We start from the raw sequence: 15,845 nt of genomic DNA on the forward strand, positions 1-15,845 counted from the left end.
CCCTCGCTTTTAGCCTGATTCAAGCCCTGACTCTAGCGCGCGCCCGGCGCTGCGCTACGCTGAGATGAGATATCGCCACCGGAGATGGACCATGCAAACACGCTCTACGCGCGCCCGGCGCGGCAACCGGCTGGCAACGACCGGCTTCGCGCTGATGCTGGCCGGTTCGGTGCTGACCGGTGCGACGCTAATCAGTTTTCCCGCCGTGGCGGATGGCGTCTCGGTCGTCGATCCCCAGACGGGTCATCGCATCAGGCTGCCGGATAACGACCGCGATGGCCGCGCCGACTACGTGCCCAAGCGGTTGGATGTCCATGTCGTTCCCGGTTTGAGCTACCCGCGGGAAACGCGGCAACAGCCGCCCAGCGGTGGCGGCTCGATCTGCCATGGCAGCGATGGCGGCTCGACCGTCTCCACCGCACGACGTGTCTGCGATCCCGGGGCAACTGCCGGAGATGGCGGCGCCGAGCGAGCACCTGGGACTTCCTCGAACTCGCGCTCGACGCCGACTCGTCCCAGCACGTCCTCTTCGACTCGGGTCGAGTGAGCCTGGCCGTCAGCGCTGGAAATACTCGCCGATGACAGTGACGACATGGTCGATATCGTCCATCGAGACATCGCGATGGGTGACGAAGCGCGGGGCGTAGAGCGCACCGACCAGGATGTCGCGCGTCTTCAGCCAGGCATGGAGATGGTCGGGATCAAGCTCCGGCCGGGTGAATTCGACGAACACCATGTTGGTCGCCTGCGCCGTCACCGTGATGCCGTCGATACCGGCGAACCCGGCCGCCAGGCGCTCCGCCTTGGCATGATCATCGACCAGCGGCGCCAGCTGATGCTCCAGCGCATATTCGCATGCCGCCGCCAGCATGCCGACCTGACGCATGCCGCCACCTACCACCTTGCGCCAGCGCCGCGCCGTCTCGACGAAATCCGCCGCCCCGACCAGCACCGAGCCCGCCGGCGCGCCCAATCCTTTCGAACAGCAGATCGAGACGGTATCGAACGGCTTGCACAGCGCCTTGAGGCTGGCGCCGGTCGCGGCCGCCGCATTACCGATCCGCGCACCATCCAGATGGGTGGCTAACCCGAAGCGCCGCGCCAGCGTCGTGGCCTCTTCGACATAACCGGCATCCAGCACCTGGCCGTGGAAGGTGTTTTCCAGCGTCAGCAGTCGCGTGCGCGCAAAGTGCGGATCGATCGGTTTGACCGCCGCCTTGATCTTGTGCAGCGGCAGCGTGCCGTCCGCCTCGTTCTCGATCGGCTGCGGCTGAATGCCGCCCAGCACCGCCGCGCCGCCGCCCTCCATTCGATAGGTGTGTGCCTGTTGGCCGACGATGTACTCGTCGCCACGCTGGCAATGGCTCAGCAGCGCCACCAGATTGCTCTGGGTGCCGGTAGGGAAGAATAGCGCCGCCGCCTTGCCGGTACGCTCGGCGATATAGGCTTCCAGACGCGCAACGCTAGGGTCGTCGCCCCAGACGTCATCGCCCAGCGGCGCATCGAACATCACCTGACGCATCGCCTCGCTGGGGCGGGTGACGGTGTCGCTGCGAAGATCGATCATCGAATTTGACCTTTTGTACGTGGTGTTGGATTTGATCAGAGATTGTAGCGGCAATGGTGGCGTGTCGCGGAACAAAGGAATCGCATGACCAATGCCGATTTGTCTCGTCTACAGGGCTGACGCATGATGCGAATCATCTTCGAAAACGTCCGAACGACAAGGAGAAGCGCATGAAACAGTACGCCTTGGTGGCTTACGACTATACCGACGACGAGGCACTCGACCGTCGACTGGCCAATCGTGATGCGCATCTGGCGGGCGTTCGTGCGCTGGCCAGCCAGGGGAAATTTCTCAGTGGCGGCGCGATCCTCAACGACGACGGCAAGATGATCGGCTCCAATGCTCACTTTCGATTCAGCGACCGGCAGGAGCTGGACGCCTGGCTCGAGACCGAGCCCTACATGACCGGGCGGGTCTGGGAGCGCGTTGACATTCGTGAAGTGAAGCTCTTCGATCCCCACGCCTGAGGCCCTCATGACCGATAGCGTTTCGCTACCCTCGCAGGTCCGTCAGCTTCTCGAAACGGCGCCTCGCGAAACCCTGCCGCTGACCTACCAGCAGCTCGCCGAGGCGTTGGGGTTACAGCCGCCGCGCACCATCCAACGTGTTGCCCAGGCGCTGGAAACCCTGATGCGTGAAGACGCCGAGCACAGCCGTCCCTTCATCGCCGCGCTGGTCATCAGCCGGCGCGGGGAAGGGCTCCCCGCGCAGGGTTTCTTCGATCTGGCGGTGGAACTCGGGCGATTTCCCGCCGAGCCGTCACGGCATGCCGAAGCCTGGCGGCAGGAGTTCGAACGCGCGCTGGCGGCGATGAGGTAGGCCTTCGCGGCCGATTTCCAGCCTCAGCCGAAGCGCGGCTCATGTGCCCTTGGCGCCATTCGCTGGCAGCTCCATCAATAGCGGCCCGCCGGCGAGGCCCTGCTGCAGGCGAGTGGCGAGGAGTTCCAGGATGGCATCGTTCTCGCCCACCAGCCGAGTCGTCACGACGTTCAGGCCGGGGGAGTTCGACATCGCCTGCGCGCCGATCTCCGCGATATCGCCGCCTTCACCGGCGTGACGGCCCGGGGAAAGAAACAGCATGGACAGGATCACGTCACTCGCGGCCAGGGCTGGCGAGGCCAGCAATGTCTCCAGCAGTGGCTCGTTGAACCGATAGGCATCGCCGTCGCGACGCTCCATGGAAGCAAAGGTGACGCAGTCGGCCTCATCGGCCAGCAGCGCGCTCAGTTGCCCGGCGAGATAGTTGCGTACCGCCGTGACCTCCGGAATCGGACTGCCGTGATCGACCAGCACGACCTTGGGCCGCGATAGGCCGGCCATTCGTTCGCGTACGTTGTCTGCCAGCAGCCGGGCCAGGCGCAGATCCGGCGCCAGCAGCGTGTCGACCAGCGGCGGGGCGACCTTCACCGAGAGCTGCGGGTAGTTGGCCTGTACCTCGGCCAAGCGCTCCGGCAGGTAACGGGTCAACGCCTGGCTGGGCCCGAAGAAGAAGGGCAGGATCAGCAGCTCCGTCACGCCGTCGGCCGCATATCGTTCGGCCAGTGGCCCCACGGATACAGCCTTCTGCCCGCCGAGCTGCTCGGGCGGAATCTTGAACGAGTGCAGCAGCGATGCGGCCTCGACCGCCTCGCCCGTGGCCTGGCTCAAGGCGTCGGCAAGGCGACGCAGATTGAGCGTCGCGGCAGGGCGCAGGGAGCCGTTGTCGACGAGCAGTATCTTTCGCATGGGACGTTATCTTTCGTGGAGCCATGAAGCTGGCGAGGACGGACGGAATGTAGATTGCCAGCGTAGTTGGCGGTGGTGCCCATCACACTACCGCGCCGGCATTCGGGTCAAGTCGCCTGGAAGTAAAACCTCGCCTCGAGATAAAGCGTCGGAAGTAAGAGCTGATGTCCCAAATTTTGTTGACAGCCACTACCAGCGCTCGGCGCGGCGGCACTGCCTTTGGATGTGTTGACGCTGCTGCTGCAACCTCGTCCAGCCTTTGTCTTCGAGGCCCGCTTGCTGCAGCTGCTGCTGAAGCGTGGAGGAATCGGCTAGATCGGTGAGCTTGGCAATCATTTCCTGAATCTGGCGTTTCACAAACGGATAACTGAAACGGCACTCCTCGGCGAAAGCCTGCCAATCGCGTGGTAGCAACTGCATCGAATTGAACTGCTCGCCGATCGAGAAGGCCATATCCGAGTCGTAACCGAGCACAATGGTGCCGACGAGGTCATAGGCTGGCGCGACCTGCCAGCGGCCACGAGCGTCCTGCAATAAGGACACGTTCTTGGCGTGGCCATCGCTGTTGCCGACCAGGACATTGAATATTTGCCAGCGAAGCAACTGCTGGATGGACGTCGCCGAGGGGCGGCAGGCCTCGCGAACTGCTTGCACGATCTCTCCGAAACGCGGGCCACCGTAAGCCTGATATTTCTGGTTGCGCGACAGCCCCATGGTCTGACACAGATCCTCCTGATGCACACGCTCGACATGTGCGCTCTCAATACCCAAGCGATCATAGCGTTCGACAATCAAGTAAGGATGACGGCCGGCATAGGCCATCGTGGTCGCCGGGCAAGCCATTCCCCCCAAGCGCGCCAGATTGTTCAGATAAAGCTCATTCAGGATGACTTGCTCACGCCCTTCGACGGCGAATTTCAGGATATGGGTAGAGGGCTCGATGCCCGAAGGCAAGTAGAGCTTATCGCCCCACAGTCGCAACGGTATTTTGTCCTGCGCGCCGGCCAGCGAGAGGCGAGGACGCCTGGCCGGGTCACCATCGCTCATCAGTGCATACCGCTCACGAGCGCCTGCCCATTGCGCGAGCCGATCAAACGGCAACTCGCGGTAGTCGTCGTCCGTTGGGAACGATGGGGCTCTTGGCGGCGGCGTTTGATCGATCGGTAGAATCGTCAGCGCACCGGCGCAGTCACCGCCAATGGCGGCCAGTAGCGAGAAGTCATCATCCGGAACGCCAAGGCGCTTGATCAGCGCCGCCCGGGCCTGCTCTTCGGGCAGCAGATTGCCGAACCAGTGATGTGCGAGCAGATCCTCGGGCTGCCAAGCCTTCTGGCTCAGTGGCAGGCTATGTGAAATGGCGTGCCCGTCTTGTCGCCAGGCATCATCGTACTCGAAGCCCATCAGTCGGCCATCGCCGCCGCGCCACAAGGTCCCCACGCGCTGCGTGCCACGCCACACGTATAGCGAATCCGGTAATGTCATGACTCGGTCTCGTCCGGGGGGGTGGCGGAAAGCTCGATGCCCAACGTATCGAGCACGATCAGTACGCGGCCCAAGCCGCAGGACTCGCGGCCGTTTTCCAGCTCACTCAGAAAGCGGATGCTCAATCCGCAAAGACCTGCGAGGGTTTCAAGATTCAATCCCTGTCGCTTGCGCGTGCGGCGAATCAAGGACCCAAGCGTCCTGGCATCGTTGATGGAAATGGCCTGGGATGAGGGCATGGCTTTACGCTTTTCTGGGCAAGGAAGAAGGCTGTGGGGCTAGCATATCTAAATTTTCCCGCTAGGGATAATTTACACAAAGTCATAGCCTAACCTACGAAATTTTCCCAATCGGGAAAAATAGCCAAGGGGTGAGCTGATAGCGCTGCGGTTTTCCCTATCGGGAAAGTGGCGGCCTTCTGAGTGGTCTGCTCAGGTGAGATGGCTAATTGGTCCGCTTTCGGCCAAAAGCGGACGTTCAGAGCATTCTGATATAACGCGAAGCTTTGCGGCAACTTTGGAGCCGCGCAGCGGCGGAAAAATTGTCCGACAACAGCGTCTTGTTAAGTTTTTATATCTCGTCGTCTGGATGAGGAACCCTTTTCCCGAGCCATCTTTCAAATTGCTCCTGAGCATTGCAACCGTCAGCCTCTTTACGCAGATACTTCCAGCGAATGTCTTCACTCAGGCCAGATACGCCTGACCAGCCTCTAGGAAGCCCAAGTTCCTCTTCGGCGTCTTCGATTGTTAACCTTAGTGATTGGAAATGCTCTTTGGTAAATCGCCACTGTCCATTGATGAGCGGGTTGAATTCCACATAGCACTCATACACCAACTCTAACAGCAACTTGTAGAACTGCTCACATGCCACTGCAACGTTTGGCTCAGGAATATTCCCTAGTTCTTTGAATTCAGCGAAGTAGTGAATTACCTGTCCGCCTGAGGAGCACCCCCCACCGATAGGACTTTCGCCAATGTGCTGTGTGACTCTCCGCAGGCGATTGAAGAAAGAACACAAAGGCTGGGCGCCCAAATACTCTTGCTTCGCGGCATACCATTTATCGAACTCAGATATCCCTGTTAAAGAAGACTGCATGGCGAAAGTGATACTTCTTGCTGCAGCGGCAAATGCAATAGTATCAAACTTTAAGCCATAGATGCTGAGTCCAGATGAGAGTACACGATCTAGAAAATACTCTGTTTCTTGCACTTTGTTGTCGACTAAGCCAAAAGATCTTGGCATTGGCTCGATACTCCCCGGGAAACTGAACGCCAGCCAGCATGTGCGGCTACGAAATGAAGGCGAAGCCGCAATGTAGTAGGCGTCGCCGTGCCTAGCATTGTTAAGCCTCATCCTCGTCGTGACGAATATATTCTTTTAAGACCTTGTTCACGTCGAATTCACCCACAACAAGATCTCTCTTTGGGAGCAGGAATACTCGGCGAATATCTTTTGCTAGCTCTGATGCGTACAACCCCATTCTAGCTGCCTGATCAGCAGCGGCTGCCCGGGTCGCTTCAACGTCAACTGCGACATCCCACAGGAAAGCCGCAACTTGGTCTGCTTGCCGAACTTCCTGAGGGAAGACCATTAGCCTGTGAGCAATCTCTGCCTTCTGAGGCTTGATGAATCCAGCTACAACGGAAAGATCAGGCAAATCCGGGACCCTGCCTATAAAAGAACCTGCATGACCATCCGATGCCTTAGCGAGGTCATGATCGGCCAAATTCTCCGCGCAAGTGATTGCGTAGCCCTCAAGACTTACTGCGGCAGAAAGAGCATCAAACTTTGTTGCTTGCCTATCTTTCCTGTTTTCCAGCCAAGCGTTTATTGCAGCGCCAGCTACAGTGGCGACCAATGCACTTGTAATTACCGTAGAAAAGAACTGCTCCATGTTTCCTCATGCTTAACGCCCGGCTTTGGGGCGGGCTTGTAGCCGCGCAGCGGCGGAAAGACCGTCCCAGCCCCGAAGGGGCGACAACAGCCGTTTGTTATGAATTTCCGCTCTACCACTCCAGCCCTTGGCCTTGTTGAATAATTTCATTCGTCCAAGCCAACACCAAGCAAAGGCCAGAGTTTTCTATACCCCATTTCCTACGCTCTTGACCCGCGTAGCCACCGTATATACTTTCTAGCTGACTCTCATAGTACGATTCAAAGTCACCATACGCGTTACTTTCCAAGTGGATACTCAGGTCTATATCAGCTCCAGCGCGCTCTTTAAGAAAGCGCAACACACGCCTTCCTTCTATAGCTTGATGAATGTCATCGATTGATATTTCGGCGTACTTCCCAGAATCAATAAGGTTGTTAACATGGAGAATTAACAGAGTGAGCGCTGAAACTTTCATCATAAGCTCCTTGTGACTGATGATTCATAACAGGCAGTTAGACTGCCAGCTCGTTTATTGACTTGAACGCGATCCCACGTTCATTCGTGTCATGCCGCATGCCATGTTCTATCTATCCCTTTGAAATTAAAAGAAGTTAGGTGTAGTTAGGCAGCATAGTATAAAGCATCGTGCCGGCTGTATAACACGACTGAACGAGCATGCCGCGTTTGCCGGAAGCGCTGCTTCGGGTCGCAAGCCGCCTTGATCTTCTTATGCCAATCCCCAGGCCGCGTTTTCCCGCCGCACCGACTCATTAGTATCTGTACCAATGTAAACTAATGTTTAGTCCAAGTAACGCCTGTGAGGCCAATTCTCTAGTCGGGATAGGCTGGAGTGTAATGGTCAGTAGGGCGGGGTGATGGCTGGTGCGCAGCGAAGGGGGGCGAAGATCAGTCCTACGACTGATCGAGCCCTGCCGGATGGTTCCGCTCGAACCGCACCAATGGTTCCTGGCGGAAGTAGCGGTTCAGCAGATCATAAAGCTCGGGATAAACCTCAATCAACTGATCCGGGGCGCTGAAGAACAGCTCGCAGCAGACGGCGAAGCATTCGCCGGGGTGGGTGGCGGCGTAGTCGTCGATGGGCGTTTCTTCACCACGTTCGATGTGGGCTTGCAGGTCGTCCCACACCGCGGTGAAAACGCGATGCCACTCTTTCGAAGTGACGTCGCTCGCGGCGGCCAGCGGCGGGAAGCCGTCGATATCCTGCGAGTTGCCCAGATCGAGCTTGTGGGCAAATTCGTGAATGATGACGTTGAAGCCGGTGTAGTCGCCGCTTTCGGCGACATCGGGAACTGCCAGCACCACGGGGCCGCGCCAGGAGGTTTCTCCGGCGCGCTCGTCAACGTATTCGTGCATCACGCCGAAGTCGTCCATCTCTTCGACGTGGCGGTGAAAGCTATCCGGCAGCAGGATGATCTCGGTGACGTTGTCGAAGGCGGCGCTGGCGTCGCGATCCGACCAGCCGAGCGTCAGCAGCTCGGCTTGGGCGGCAATCGCCAGCATGGCGGGTTGATCGAGCTCGACGTCGTCACCGGCCACCCAGCGCTTGCGCTGTAGCAGTTGCCAGGCTCGCGGGCCGAGGCGTTCGGCATCGGCGTCATCGAGATCGGCCAGCAGCGGCAGGCCGTGGCGGATCTTCCGCCACGCCTCGGGATCGAACGGCGGGCGCGAGCGTTGCCAGGCCTCGCGCCGGCTATCCTTCCAATCCTGTCGCCGGGCTTTCCACCAGCCCCGCCACCCGCTTTCTTCCCCGTCTCTCCAGGCACTCATGTCACGCTCAGCTCTCTTCCTGCCGGCTCCCTGACTTCCACGACCAGTCGCGCAGGCGCAGGTCGAACAGGTCGAGACGGCGGTCCTTGAGGTTGGTCACCGCGCCTTCGGAGCGCACCAGCTTTAGCTTGGTCAGGTCGAGATCCGAGAACATCACCATTTCGGTATTGGGCGTGGTTTCCGACAGCACCGCGTCGTGCGGGAAGGCGAAGTCCGACGGCGAGAACACCGAAGACTGGGCGTACTGGATGTCCAGGTTCTCGATCGAGGGCACGTTACCCACGCTGCCGCAGACGACCACGTAGCATTCGTTTTCGATCGCGCGGGCCTGGGCGCAGTGGCGCACGCGCAGGTAGCTGTTCTTGGTGTCGGTCCAGAACGGCACGATCAGAATGTCCATATCCTGCTCGGCCAGTAGCCGCGGCAGTTCGGGGAATTCGACGTCGTAGCAGATCAGCATGCCGACGCGCCCGGCATCGGTCTCGAACACCTGCAGCTCGTCGCCGCCTTCGACCACCCAGTCACGCCGCTCCTGCGGGGTGATGTGCAGCTTGGCCTGACGGTCGATCTCGCCGTCGCGGTGGCAAAGATAGGCAACGTTGTAGAGCTTGCCGTCCTCGCCCAGCTCGACCATCGAGCCGGCCACGATGTTGATGTTGTAGGAGATCGCCATGCGCGAGATTTCGGTCTTGAAGCGCTCGGTGAACCCGGCCAGGAAGTGAATCGCGGCGACCTGATCGGTCTGGTCGGTCAGCCCCATCAGCGGTGTGTTGAACAGCTCCGGGAAAACGGCGAAGTCGCTCTGGTAGTCGGAGATCGCGTCGACATAGAACTCGACCTGCTGCAACACGGCTTCGACCGAGTCGAACTCGCGCATCTGCCACTGCACCGCGCCCACGCGAACCTGGGTGCGGCGGGTCTCGATGATCCGGCTGGCCGGCTCGTAAAGGATGTTATTCCACTCGAGCAGCGTGGCGTAGCCCATCGACTTCTCGTCTTCGGGCAGATACTTGGTCAGCAGGCGCTTGACCAGGAAGTCGTTGGCCAGCTGGAACGACAGGATCGGGTCGTAGAATTCCTTGCGCGCCACCCGGTCGATGTACTCGGCGGCTTTCATCTCGTCGGCGTGCTGGTGATAGTTCGGGATCCGGCCCCCGGCGAGAATCGCGCGCAGGTTCATCGAGCGGCACAGGTCCTTGCGCGCTTCGTAGAGACGCCGGCCGAGACGGTAGCCGCGATAGGCCGGATCGATCAGCACGTCGAGGCCGTAGAGCGCATCGCCGTTGGCCTCGTTGAGAATGATCTCGCGATGGCCGATCAGTTCGTCGTACTTGTGCGGATTCGAAAAACGGTCGTAGTCGACCAGCACGGTCAGCGCGACGCCGACGATCTTGCCGTCGTCCTCGATGATGATCTGGCCGTCGGCGAACTCGCCGATCAGCTTGTCGATCGTGAGTTTCGACCAGGCGCCGCCGATGTCGTCGTAGACGGCATCCATCAGTCGCTTGAGCTGCGGGTAATCCTCGGGCGTGAGGTTGCGCAGGTTGAGGTGCAGTTCTTCCAAAGACATTGAGCGCCTGACTCCATCCGATAAACAGGGAAGGGATATAGGGACAAAGTCTAACACGCCGCGGCGCTACGCCCTTGTGCCAAAAAGGGTCTGGATAACCGAACGGCTATTGATCGGCCCTTCAGAAAAGGAAGCGATCTGCCGACAATATCTCTGGTTATCCTAATTTTCCTTTGCGACGGCGAAGTTTCAGGGCTCCCGTCGGAGATGCGGCATGAAACGATTACTACCGGTCTGTGCGGGGCTGGCCATGGCAGCGCTGGCCTGCTCCTCCGAGGCCCGACCGCTGACGGACGACGGACGGCTGACGTTCAGCGGATTCGGTACGCTGGGGCTGGTTCACAGTAACCAGGGCGACGCCGAATTCATCCGTGATATCAGTCAGCCCAAGGGCGCCGAAGAGGGCTGGAGCGCGCGCACCGACTCGCTGTTGGGTGCCCAGGTCGGCTATCGCCTTACCGACGAGCTGGACACGGTGGTGCAGGGGATCAGTCGCTATGGTGAAGATGGCAATTACCGCCCGGAAGTGAGCTGGGCGTACCTGCGCTATCGGCCGGATCCAAGCGTTCAATTTCGCGTTGGTCGGCTGGGCTGGGACGTCTATCAGCTCGCCGATTCGCGCTACGTCGGCTATGCCTATCCCTGGGTGCGGCCGCCGGTGGACCATTTTGGTATCCTTCAACTGACTCACATCGATGGTGGCGACGTCACCTTCAAGCAGCCGGTCGGTAGTGATCTGTTGCTGCTGAAGCTCTATGCCGGACGATCCAGCAGCAAGATCTATCTGATCGACGACCTCTCGGCGGATTTTGACGTCGATAGTGTCTACGGCGGGCATATCGATTATGAGACCGGCTCATGGCGGTTTCGCACGAGCTACACCGAAGTCAGATCGGATGTCGACTTCTCGGGAACCGTGGCCGATCAGATCGAGCAAATTCCGTTTCTCGGTCTCGACGCCGACAAGGTTCTCGGTGATATCTTCGGCTTCGACCGGATCCGGCTGTTTTCGCTGGGAACCCTGTATGATCATGGGCCGTTGCAGGTACAGGTGATGTGGAATCGAAGCCAAACCAGCCGGCACGAGGGGCAGATAGATTCCGGCTTCATCTCGGTCGGTTATCGAACGGGCAGAGTGACACCCTACGTGGTGGCATCGGGCGTCAAGACGTCATCGACCAACCCCGACAACAGCGATATCGACCAGCGGACGTGGTCGCTGGGCGCGCGTTACGACGTGACGACCAATATGGCTCTGAAGGCGCAGTTAGACCGCATTGACACGCGAAGTCCGGGCTTCCTTTGGCGACAAGCCGACAGTGACTGGAGCGGGGGGTGGAGTTCGGTCTTCAGCCTCGGTCTGGACTTCATTTTCTAGGATAGCGTCCATGAACCGAGTCCGAAGGCTTCTACTTGCCTCAACCCTGACCGTCACCACGCTGATCACCTCGTCGGCCAGTGCCGACATCGCGATCGTGGTCAATGCCGGCAGCGGCATCGATCATCTGACCCGCAGCGACGCGGTCAATATCTTCATGGGCCGCTATCGCAAACTGCCCACGGGTAACGTCGCGCTGCCGGTGGATTCGTCTTCGCTCAAGGCACGCTTCTACCGCGCGCTGGTCAACAAGGATCTGGCGGAGATCAACTCCTACTGGGCCAGGCTGGTGTTTTCCGGCGAGGCGTCGCCGCCACAGCAGATCGCTTCGGGCGATGACGTGCATCAGCTCGTGCTCCAGAACATGAACGCCCTGAGTTATGTCGACAGCGCCCATGTGCCCGACGATATGCATGTCGTGCTGACGTTGGGCGAGTAAGCCATGCCTCGTTTACTGCTGCTGCTGCATACCCGACTGGCACTACGCACGACGGCGATCATCCTGCTCATCGTCACGTTGCTGGGCGTGGTCTTCCTGGCGCTGGCGGTTTATCTGCGTGCCGAGAGTGTCCAGCGGGAGCAGCAGTCGCGAATCCAGGAGCTGCTGACCACGGTCGAGCGTACCGCGCAGATCGGCTGTTTTCTGGGCGATCGTCATCTGGCTCAGGAGGTCACCGACGGTCTGCTCAGCAATAACATCGTCAGAGCCGCAAGGATCGAAGCTGCCGATGGCACGACACTCGCCAGCGGTCGAACGAATCCGGGTGACCCCGATGCCGCCACGGTCACTCGGGACGTTTTCTCGCCGTTCGAGCCGGGCACCTCGGTATGCGAGATCACGGTCGAGCCCGATCAGGACTACATCGACGAGCTGGTGGCGCAGGCCTCGAATTTCATCGGCGGCGCGTTGCTACTGCAACTGGTGGGGATCGGGCTCTGCGTCATATTGGTCGTGGTGAGGTTCGTTACCCGTCCGATTACCGGGCTGTCGCATCGCCTGAGCGAGCTGGAGGCGGAAACCGGCCAGCAGCTGCAGGCGCCGAAGGGCAACCGCGATGACGAGATCGGCCAGCTGGTCATCAGCGTCAACGCGATGATCGACAATCTGGTCCAGAGTCTGAGCGAAGAGCGCCGGCTTCGGCTCGAGCGGGAAGTCGAGGAGCGCCGCTATCGGGCGATCTTCGATAACGTCGAAGCCGGTATCTTCGAACTCGACGGTGGCGGTTTCATTCGGTCCGCCAACCCGGCGTTTCGGCGCCTTTTCGGCATGCCCGGCGGGACCAATCTGGAGCGCCATCCGGTCGCGTTCGCTTCGCTGGTCAGCGACGGTGACGGCGAGGCGCAATCCTTCGTCATTGGCGATGATCAGGGCGGACATGATCGACAGTGGGAGGTGGCGCTGGAGGATGGCGACCGGAAGCGCTGGGTCAGCCTGATTCTGAGCCCCCTCGAGACGGGGCGCCTGCAAGGGGTGGCGCACGATATCACCGAGCGCAAGGAGGCAGCGGACGCGGCCGAGCGGATGGCGATGACCGATCCGTTGACCGGGCTCGGCAACCGTCGCGGCTTCGATCATCGGCTGGCGGTGATGGCGCGCCATCATCGGCTGTATCCCGAACGCTGCCACGCGTTGATCACGCTGGACTTCGATCATTTCAAGCGGATCAACGACACCTACGGCCATCAGGTCGGGGATCGTGCCTTGAACCATGTCGGTGCCATTCTGGCGGACCTGGTACGGCAGCGCGACTACGTGGCCCGTCTCGGCGGCGACGAGTTCGTCGTGCTGCTGGAAGGGTGTAGCGAGCGTGACGAGATCGAATCGATCCTGACGCGTTTTCTCGAGCGTCTCCGCACGCCGCTGCAGGCGGACGACGGCGTCGAAGTGACCGTCGGAGTCAGTATCGGTATCGCGCTGCTAGGGGTGGATGCCGACGACCCCCAGCAGACGGTGCAGTTCTCGGATATGGCGATGTACGCCGCCAAGCGCGCCGGGCGCAATACCTGGCGGTTCTACGGCGATGCCAGCGTCGCCAACGCCGACTGACGCGGGTTTCCGGCGAGCCCGGTTACTGGCGAGATCCGGCTCCTGGTCGAGATCCGGTTCCTGGCAAGATACCGCTAGCCGGGCCGGGACATCTTGAAGTTTTGATCCGGGCTGATCTCGAAGTAATCGGCAGGGCCGCCGCCGCGCAGAATCGGCCGCGCGGCGGCAGTCTGGTAGACGCCGTCGCTCAACAGCGTCGGATCGATATGCACGCCGACCACTTCCCCCAGCACCAGCCAGTTGTCGATCGTCTTGCCGTTGGCCGCTTCGAGGCGGATCGATTGCGTCAGCCGGCATTCGAAAACGACCTGCGCTTCTCCGACATGCGGTACGTCGACGACCCGAGATGGACGGGGCGTCAGGCCTGCCAATTCGAACTCATTCACCTCCGGCTCCACCGACGCCGAGCTCTGATTCATGGCCTCGGCAAGAGTCTGTGTGGATAGCTGCCAGCAGAACTCGCCAGTCGCTTCGATATTGCGCACGCTGTCCTTATAGCCAGCGCTAGAGAAGCCGATGATCGGTGGTGTGTCGGCAAAAGCATTGAAAAAACTATAGGGCGCCAAATTCAGCCGACCATCGCGATCCTGCGACGAGATCCAGCCGATCGGTCGCGGGCCGACGATCGCCTTGAACGGATTGTGGGGTAGCCCGTGGCCGAGGCTCGGTTCGTAGAAGTGTACATTGTTGGGCATGCCGAAGAATTCCTGAAAGACGTGACAGATGTCGAGACGATATCGCGTGGAAGTTTATTACCGGGTGCCTGTTTACGCAGGGCTATGTCATGCAGAGCTTCGGGCTTTGCCTTGAAGGACTTGCCATACAGGGCTTTGCCTTACAGGACTTTGCCCAAGAAGACGACGTGCAGACAGATGCCAGCGAGTGACGAGGGGTGTGTCAACTGACCAGCGACAGCGAAAGAGCTGCTGGGCCATGGGAAAATCGAGAAATCAGGATGGAAAAGCGTCAGGCTCGACGGCCGGAGCCGTCGAGCCCGATAAACGCAGCGATCGTTATTTGCGAACGACGCGATAGATCACCAGCAGCACGATCGCACCGATAACCGCGATCACGAAGCTGCCGATATTGAAACCGGACACGTCACCGAAGCCCAGCGCGGTACCGATCCAGCCGCCAATGACGGCACCCAGAATACCGATGATGATGGTGACGATGATGCCACCCGGATCTTTACCCGGCATGATCAGCTTGGCAATGGCGCCAGCGATCAGACCAAAGATGATCCATGCAAGAATTCCCATGGCGTCTGTCCCTATTTAATTCGTGGTTTGAGCATGCCTTCCTGACATGCCCTTTGGAAGTTAGTCGTAGATGGTGGAAACGACAAGCACCGAATTGGCGCTATCATCGTCTTCTCAGCCTGATATCACTGATGACGACAGCGCGTCCCGGTCTACCATTCGACCCATGAAGGAGGGTTCATGTCATCCAGCGATGCCGAAAACAGAATCGTCGGGCGCGTATTCAACTCGAACCGGCTGTCGATCGGTTTGGCGTTGCCGGTAATGGCGAACGATCAGGCGGTGATCGACGTCAGCGAGCAGAGACGCCTGGCAGGACTCGCCGACGCCGCCGGATTTCGCGCCTTGTGGATTCGCGACGTGCCGCTCAATAGCCGCGACTATCCCGATCCGACTGGCCATTTGGATCCGTGGAGCTGGCTGGGTGCACTGGCGGTAGAAACGCGGCAGATCGCCCTGATCAGCGGCGCCATCGTGCTGACGCTGCGGCATCCGCTGCATATCGCCAAGGCGGCGGCATCGATCGCCACGCTATCGGAAGGTCGCTTCATTCTCGGCCTGGGCGCCGGCGATCGGCCGCCGGAATTCGCCGCCTTCGGTGAGGATGTCGCCGAGCGGCGGCGCCTGTTCGCGGATCACTGGCAGGTAGTGGCACAGGCGCTGAGTACGCCACAGGAAGTCGTGCCGGATCGGCGTGATACGGATTCGTCGGATTTCCAGCTGCGGCCGTTGCCGCCGGAACCGGTGACGCTGCTGGCGGTCGGCTCGGGCGGTCAGAGCGTCAACTGGATCGCCCGCAACGCCATTGGCTGGATGACCTATCATCGCGAGCCGGCGCAGCAGCTCGATCGCTATCGGATGTGGCGCGCCGCCGTCGAACAGAGCGCGCCCGGCGAGTTCCGCGGGTTCGGAGAGGCGATGCGCCTCGATCTGGCCGCCAATGCTGGCGCACCGGCGACGCCGATCGATCTGGGTTACCGGACTGGCCGTGATGCGCTCATCCAAAGACTCGAAGCACTCAGAGAGATGGGCGTTCATCACGTCTCTCTGAATCTACGTCTCGAGGAGCGGCCAGCCGATGCCATCATCGAGGAACTGGCCGCCCACGTTCTGCCGCACTTTCACGGCTCCTGAACCCTTTCGGACTCGC

The 15,845-nt window shown here is 60.2% G+C and carries 18 protein-coding genes; 7 read left to right on the forward strand and 11 right to left on the reverse strand.

What is annotated here, in order from left to right; genetic code table 11:
• Positions 1–91: 91 nt before the first annotated feature.
• Complete coding sequence (locus BTW08_RS02855; protein ID WP_075561010.1) at positions 92–547, forward strand: hypothetical protein; 456 nt, start codon at positions 92–94, stop codon at positions 545–547.
• 9 nt (positions 548–556) lie between these two features.
• On the opposite strand, the gene ltaE is transcribed toward BTW08_RS02855, so the two are convergent.
• A complete protein-coding gene (gene ltaE / locus BTW08_RS02860; RefSeq protein WP_075561011.1) occupies positions 557–1,567 on the reverse strand; it encodes a low-specificity L-threonine aldolase in 1,011 nt (336 codons plus the stop codon).
• Positions 1,568–1,737: 170 nt separating this feature from the next.
• Here ltaE and BTW08_RS02865 point away from each other — a divergent pair, with 170 nt between their 5' ends.
• The gene (locus BTW08_RS02865; RefSeq protein ID WP_075561012.1) at positions 1,738–2,034 is read left to right on the forward strand and encodes a YciI family protein; all 297 of its coding nucleotides are present in this window, start codon (positions 1,738–1,740) and stop codon (positions 2,032–2,034) included.
• A gap of 7 nt (positions 2,035–2,041) precedes the next feature.
• Positions 2,042–2,386, forward strand: a complete 345-nt coding sequence (locus tag BTW08_RS02870; RefSeq protein ID WP_075561013.1) for a hypothetical protein — start codon at positions 2,042–2,044, stop codon at positions 2,384–2,386.
• 39 nt (positions 2,387–2,425) lie between these two features.
• Here the strand turns inward: BTW08_RS02870 and BTW08_RS02875 are convergent, their stop codons facing one another.
• From BTW08_RS02875 to BTW08_RS02910, 8 genes are all read right to left on the reverse strand, one after another.
• A complete protein-coding gene (locus tag BTW08_RS02875; protein WP_075561014.1) occupies positions 2,426–3,292 on the reverse strand; it encodes a CbiX/SirB N-terminal domain-containing protein in 867 nt (288 codons plus the stop codon).
• 189 nt (positions 3,293–3,481) lie between these two features.
• Positions 3,482–4,750: a type II toxin-antitoxin system HipA family toxin gene (locus BTW08_RS02880; RefSeq protein WP_168170627.1), complete on the reverse strand. Its 1,269-nt coding sequence runs from the start codon at positions 4,748–4,750 to the stop codon at positions 3,482–3,484.
• Between the two features lie 20 nt (positions 4,751–4,770).
• Positions 4,771–5,013: a helix-turn-helix domain-containing protein gene (locus BTW08_RS02885; protein ID WP_075561016.1), complete on the reverse strand. Its 243-nt coding sequence runs from the start codon at positions 5,011–5,013 to the stop codon at positions 4,771–4,773.
• A 331-nt stretch (positions 5,014–5,344) separates the two neighbouring features.
• A complete protein-coding gene (locus BTW08_RS02890) occupies positions 5,345–6,016 on the reverse strand; it encodes a hypothetical protein (RefSeq protein WP_075561017.1) in 672 nt (223 codons plus the stop codon).
• A 100-nt stretch (positions 6,017–6,116) separates the two neighbouring features.
• Positions 6,117–6,668 (reverse strand): hypothetical protein, encoded by a 552-nt coding sequence (locus tag BTW08_RS02895; protein WP_075561018.1) that lies wholly within the window; start codon positions 6,666–6,668, stop codon positions 6,117–6,119.
• A gap of 112 nt (positions 6,669–6,780) precedes the next feature.
• A complete protein-coding gene (locus tag BTW08_RS02900) occupies positions 6,781–7,125 on the reverse strand; it encodes a hypothetical protein (protein WP_075561019.1) in 345 nt (114 codons plus the stop codon).
• Positions 7,126–7,562: 437 nt separating this feature from the next.
• Entirely contained in the window at positions 7,563–8,438 is an 876-nt protein-coding gene (locus BTW08_RS02905; protein WP_075561020.1) for a M90 family metallopeptidase, read from the reverse strand.
• A gap of 7 nt (positions 8,439–8,445) precedes the next feature.
• Positions 8,446–10,008 carry a bifunctional GNAT family N-acetyltransferase/carbon-nitrogen hydrolase family protein gene (locus BTW08_RS02910; protein ID WP_075561021.1) on the reverse strand — a complete coding sequence of 521 codons (1,563 nt, stop codon included), beginning with the start codon at positions 10,006–10,008 and terminating at the stop codon, positions 8,446–8,448.
• Between the two features lie 214 nt (positions 10,009–10,222).
• Here BTW08_RS02910 and BTW08_RS02915 point away from each other — a divergent pair, with 214 nt between their 5' ends.
• Genes BTW08_RS02915 through BTW08_RS02925 form a run of 3 tightly spaced genes read left to right on the forward strand, consistent with a single transcriptional unit; the run spans position 10,223 to position 13,433 of the window.
• Positions 10,223–11,386 (forward strand): porin, encoded by a 1,164-nt coding sequence (locus BTW08_RS02915; RefSeq protein ID WP_083627649.1) that lies wholly within the window; start codon positions 10,223–10,225, stop codon positions 11,384–11,386.
• A gap of 10 nt (positions 11,387–11,396) precedes the next feature.
• Positions 11,397–11,825 carry a hypothetical protein gene (locus BTW08_RS02920; RefSeq protein WP_075561023.1) on the forward strand — a complete coding sequence of 143 codons (429 nt, stop codon included), beginning with the start codon at positions 11,397–11,399 and terminating at the stop codon, positions 11,823–11,825.
• 3 nt (positions 11,826–11,828) lie between these two features.
• Positions 11,829–13,433 (forward strand): diguanylate cyclase, encoded by a 1,605-nt coding sequence (locus BTW08_RS02925; protein WP_075561024.1) that lies wholly within the window; start codon positions 11,829–11,831, stop codon positions 13,431–13,433.
• Between the two features lie 74 nt (positions 13,434–13,507).
• On the opposite strand, the gene BTW08_RS02930 is transcribed toward BTW08_RS02925, so the two are convergent.
• Together BTW08_RS02930 and BTW08_RS02935 are read right to left on the reverse strand one after the other, a co-directional pair.
• Positions 13,508–14,128 (reverse strand): flavin reductase family protein, encoded by a 621-nt coding sequence (locus BTW08_RS02930; protein ID WP_075561025.1) that lies wholly within the window; start codon positions 14,126–14,128, stop codon positions 13,508–13,510.
• 318 nt (positions 14,129–14,446) lie between these two features.
• The gene (locus BTW08_RS02935) at positions 14,447–14,695 is read right to left on the reverse strand and encodes a GlsB/YeaQ/YmgE family stress response membrane protein (protein WP_075561026.1); all 249 of its coding nucleotides are present in this window, start codon (positions 14,693–14,695) and stop codon (positions 14,447–14,449) included.
• 180 nt (positions 14,696–14,875) lie between these two features.
• Here BTW08_RS02935 and BTW08_RS02940 point away from each other — a divergent pair, with 180 nt between their 5' ends.
• Positions 14,876–15,829: a TIGR03571 family LLM class oxidoreductase gene (locus BTW08_RS02940; protein WP_075561027.1), complete on the forward strand. Its 954-nt coding sequence runs from the start codon at positions 14,876–14,878 to the stop codon at positions 15,827–15,829.
• The last annotated feature ends 16 nt before the right edge of the window (positions 15,830–15,845 follow it).

The sequence above is a fragment of the Salinicola sp. MH3R3-1 genome (assembly GCF_001937155.1).
In the GTDB taxonomy this organism is placed as follows: Bacteria; Pseudomonadota; Gammaproteobacteria; order Pseudomonadales; family Halomonadaceae; genus Salinicola; species Salinicola halophyticus.

Bases quoted from the DNA above. Each gene is read 5' to 3' on its own strand.
- BTW08_RS02865 (WP_075561012.1), top strand. From the start codon at position 1,738: ATGAAACAGTACGCCTTGGTGGCTTACGACTATACCGACGACGAGGCA.
- BTW08_RS02885 (WP_075561016.1), bottom strand. From the start codon at position 5,013: ATGCCCTCATCCCAGGCCATTTCCATCAACGATGCCAGGACGCTTGGG.
- BTW08_RS02930 (WP_075561025.1), bottom strand. From the start codon at position 14,128: ATGCCCAACAATGTACACTTCTACGAACCGAGCCTCGGCCACGGGCTA.
- BTW08_RS02870 (WP_075561013.1), top strand. From the start codon at position 2,042: ATGACCGATAGCGTTTCGCTACCCTCGCAGGTCCGTCAGCTTCTCGAA.
- BTW08_RS02940 (WP_075561027.1), top strand. From the start codon at position 14,876: ATGTCATCCAGCGATGCCGAAAACAGAATCGTCGGGCGCGTATTCAAC.
- BTW08_RS02915 (WP_083627649.1), top strand. From the start codon at position 10,223: ATGAAACGATTACTACCGGTCTGTGCGGGGCTGGCCATGGCAGCGCTG.
- BTW08_RS02895 (WP_075561018.1), bottom strand. From the start codon at position 6,668: ATGGAGCAGTTCTTTTCTACGGTAATTACAAGTGCATTGGTCGCCACT.
- BTW08_RS02875 (WP_075561014.1), bottom strand. From the start codon at position 3,292: ATGCGAAAGATACTGCTCGTCGACAACGGCTCCCTGCGCCCTGCCGCG.
- BTW08_RS02900 (WP_075561019.1), bottom strand. From the start codon at position 7,125: ATGAAAGTTTCAGCGCTCACTCTGTTAATTCTCCATGTTAACAACCTT.
- BTW08_RS02910 (WP_075561021.1), bottom strand. From the start codon at position 10,008: ATGTCTTTGGAAGAACTGCACCTCAACCTGCGCAACCTCACGCCCGAG.
- ltaE (WP_075561011.1), bottom strand. From the start codon at position 1,567: ATGATCGATCTTCGCAGCGACACCGTCACCCGCCCCAGCGAGGCGATG.
- BTW08_RS02855 (WP_075561010.1), top strand. From the start codon at position 92: ATGCAAACACGCTCTACGCGCGCCCGGCGCGGCAACCGGCTGGCAACG.
- BTW08_RS02935 (WP_075561026.1), bottom strand. From the start codon at position 14,695: ATGGGAATTCTTGCATGGATCATCTTTGGTCTGATCGCTGGCGCCATT.
- BTW08_RS02905 (WP_075561020.1), bottom strand. From the start codon at position 8,438: ATGAGTGCCTGGAGAGACGGGGAAGAAAGCGGGTGGCGGGGCTGGTGG.
- BTW08_RS02925 (WP_075561024.1), top strand. From the start codon at position 11,829: ATGCCTCGTTTACTGCTGCTGCTGCATACCCGACTGGCACTACGCACG.
- BTW08_RS02890 (WP_075561017.1), bottom strand. From the start codon at position 6,016: ATGCCAAGATCTTTTGGCTTAGTCGACAACAAAGTGCAAGAAACAGAG.
- BTW08_RS02920 (WP_075561023.1), top strand. From the start codon at position 11,397: ATGAACCGAGTCCGAAGGCTTCTACTTGCCTCAACCCTGACCGTCACC.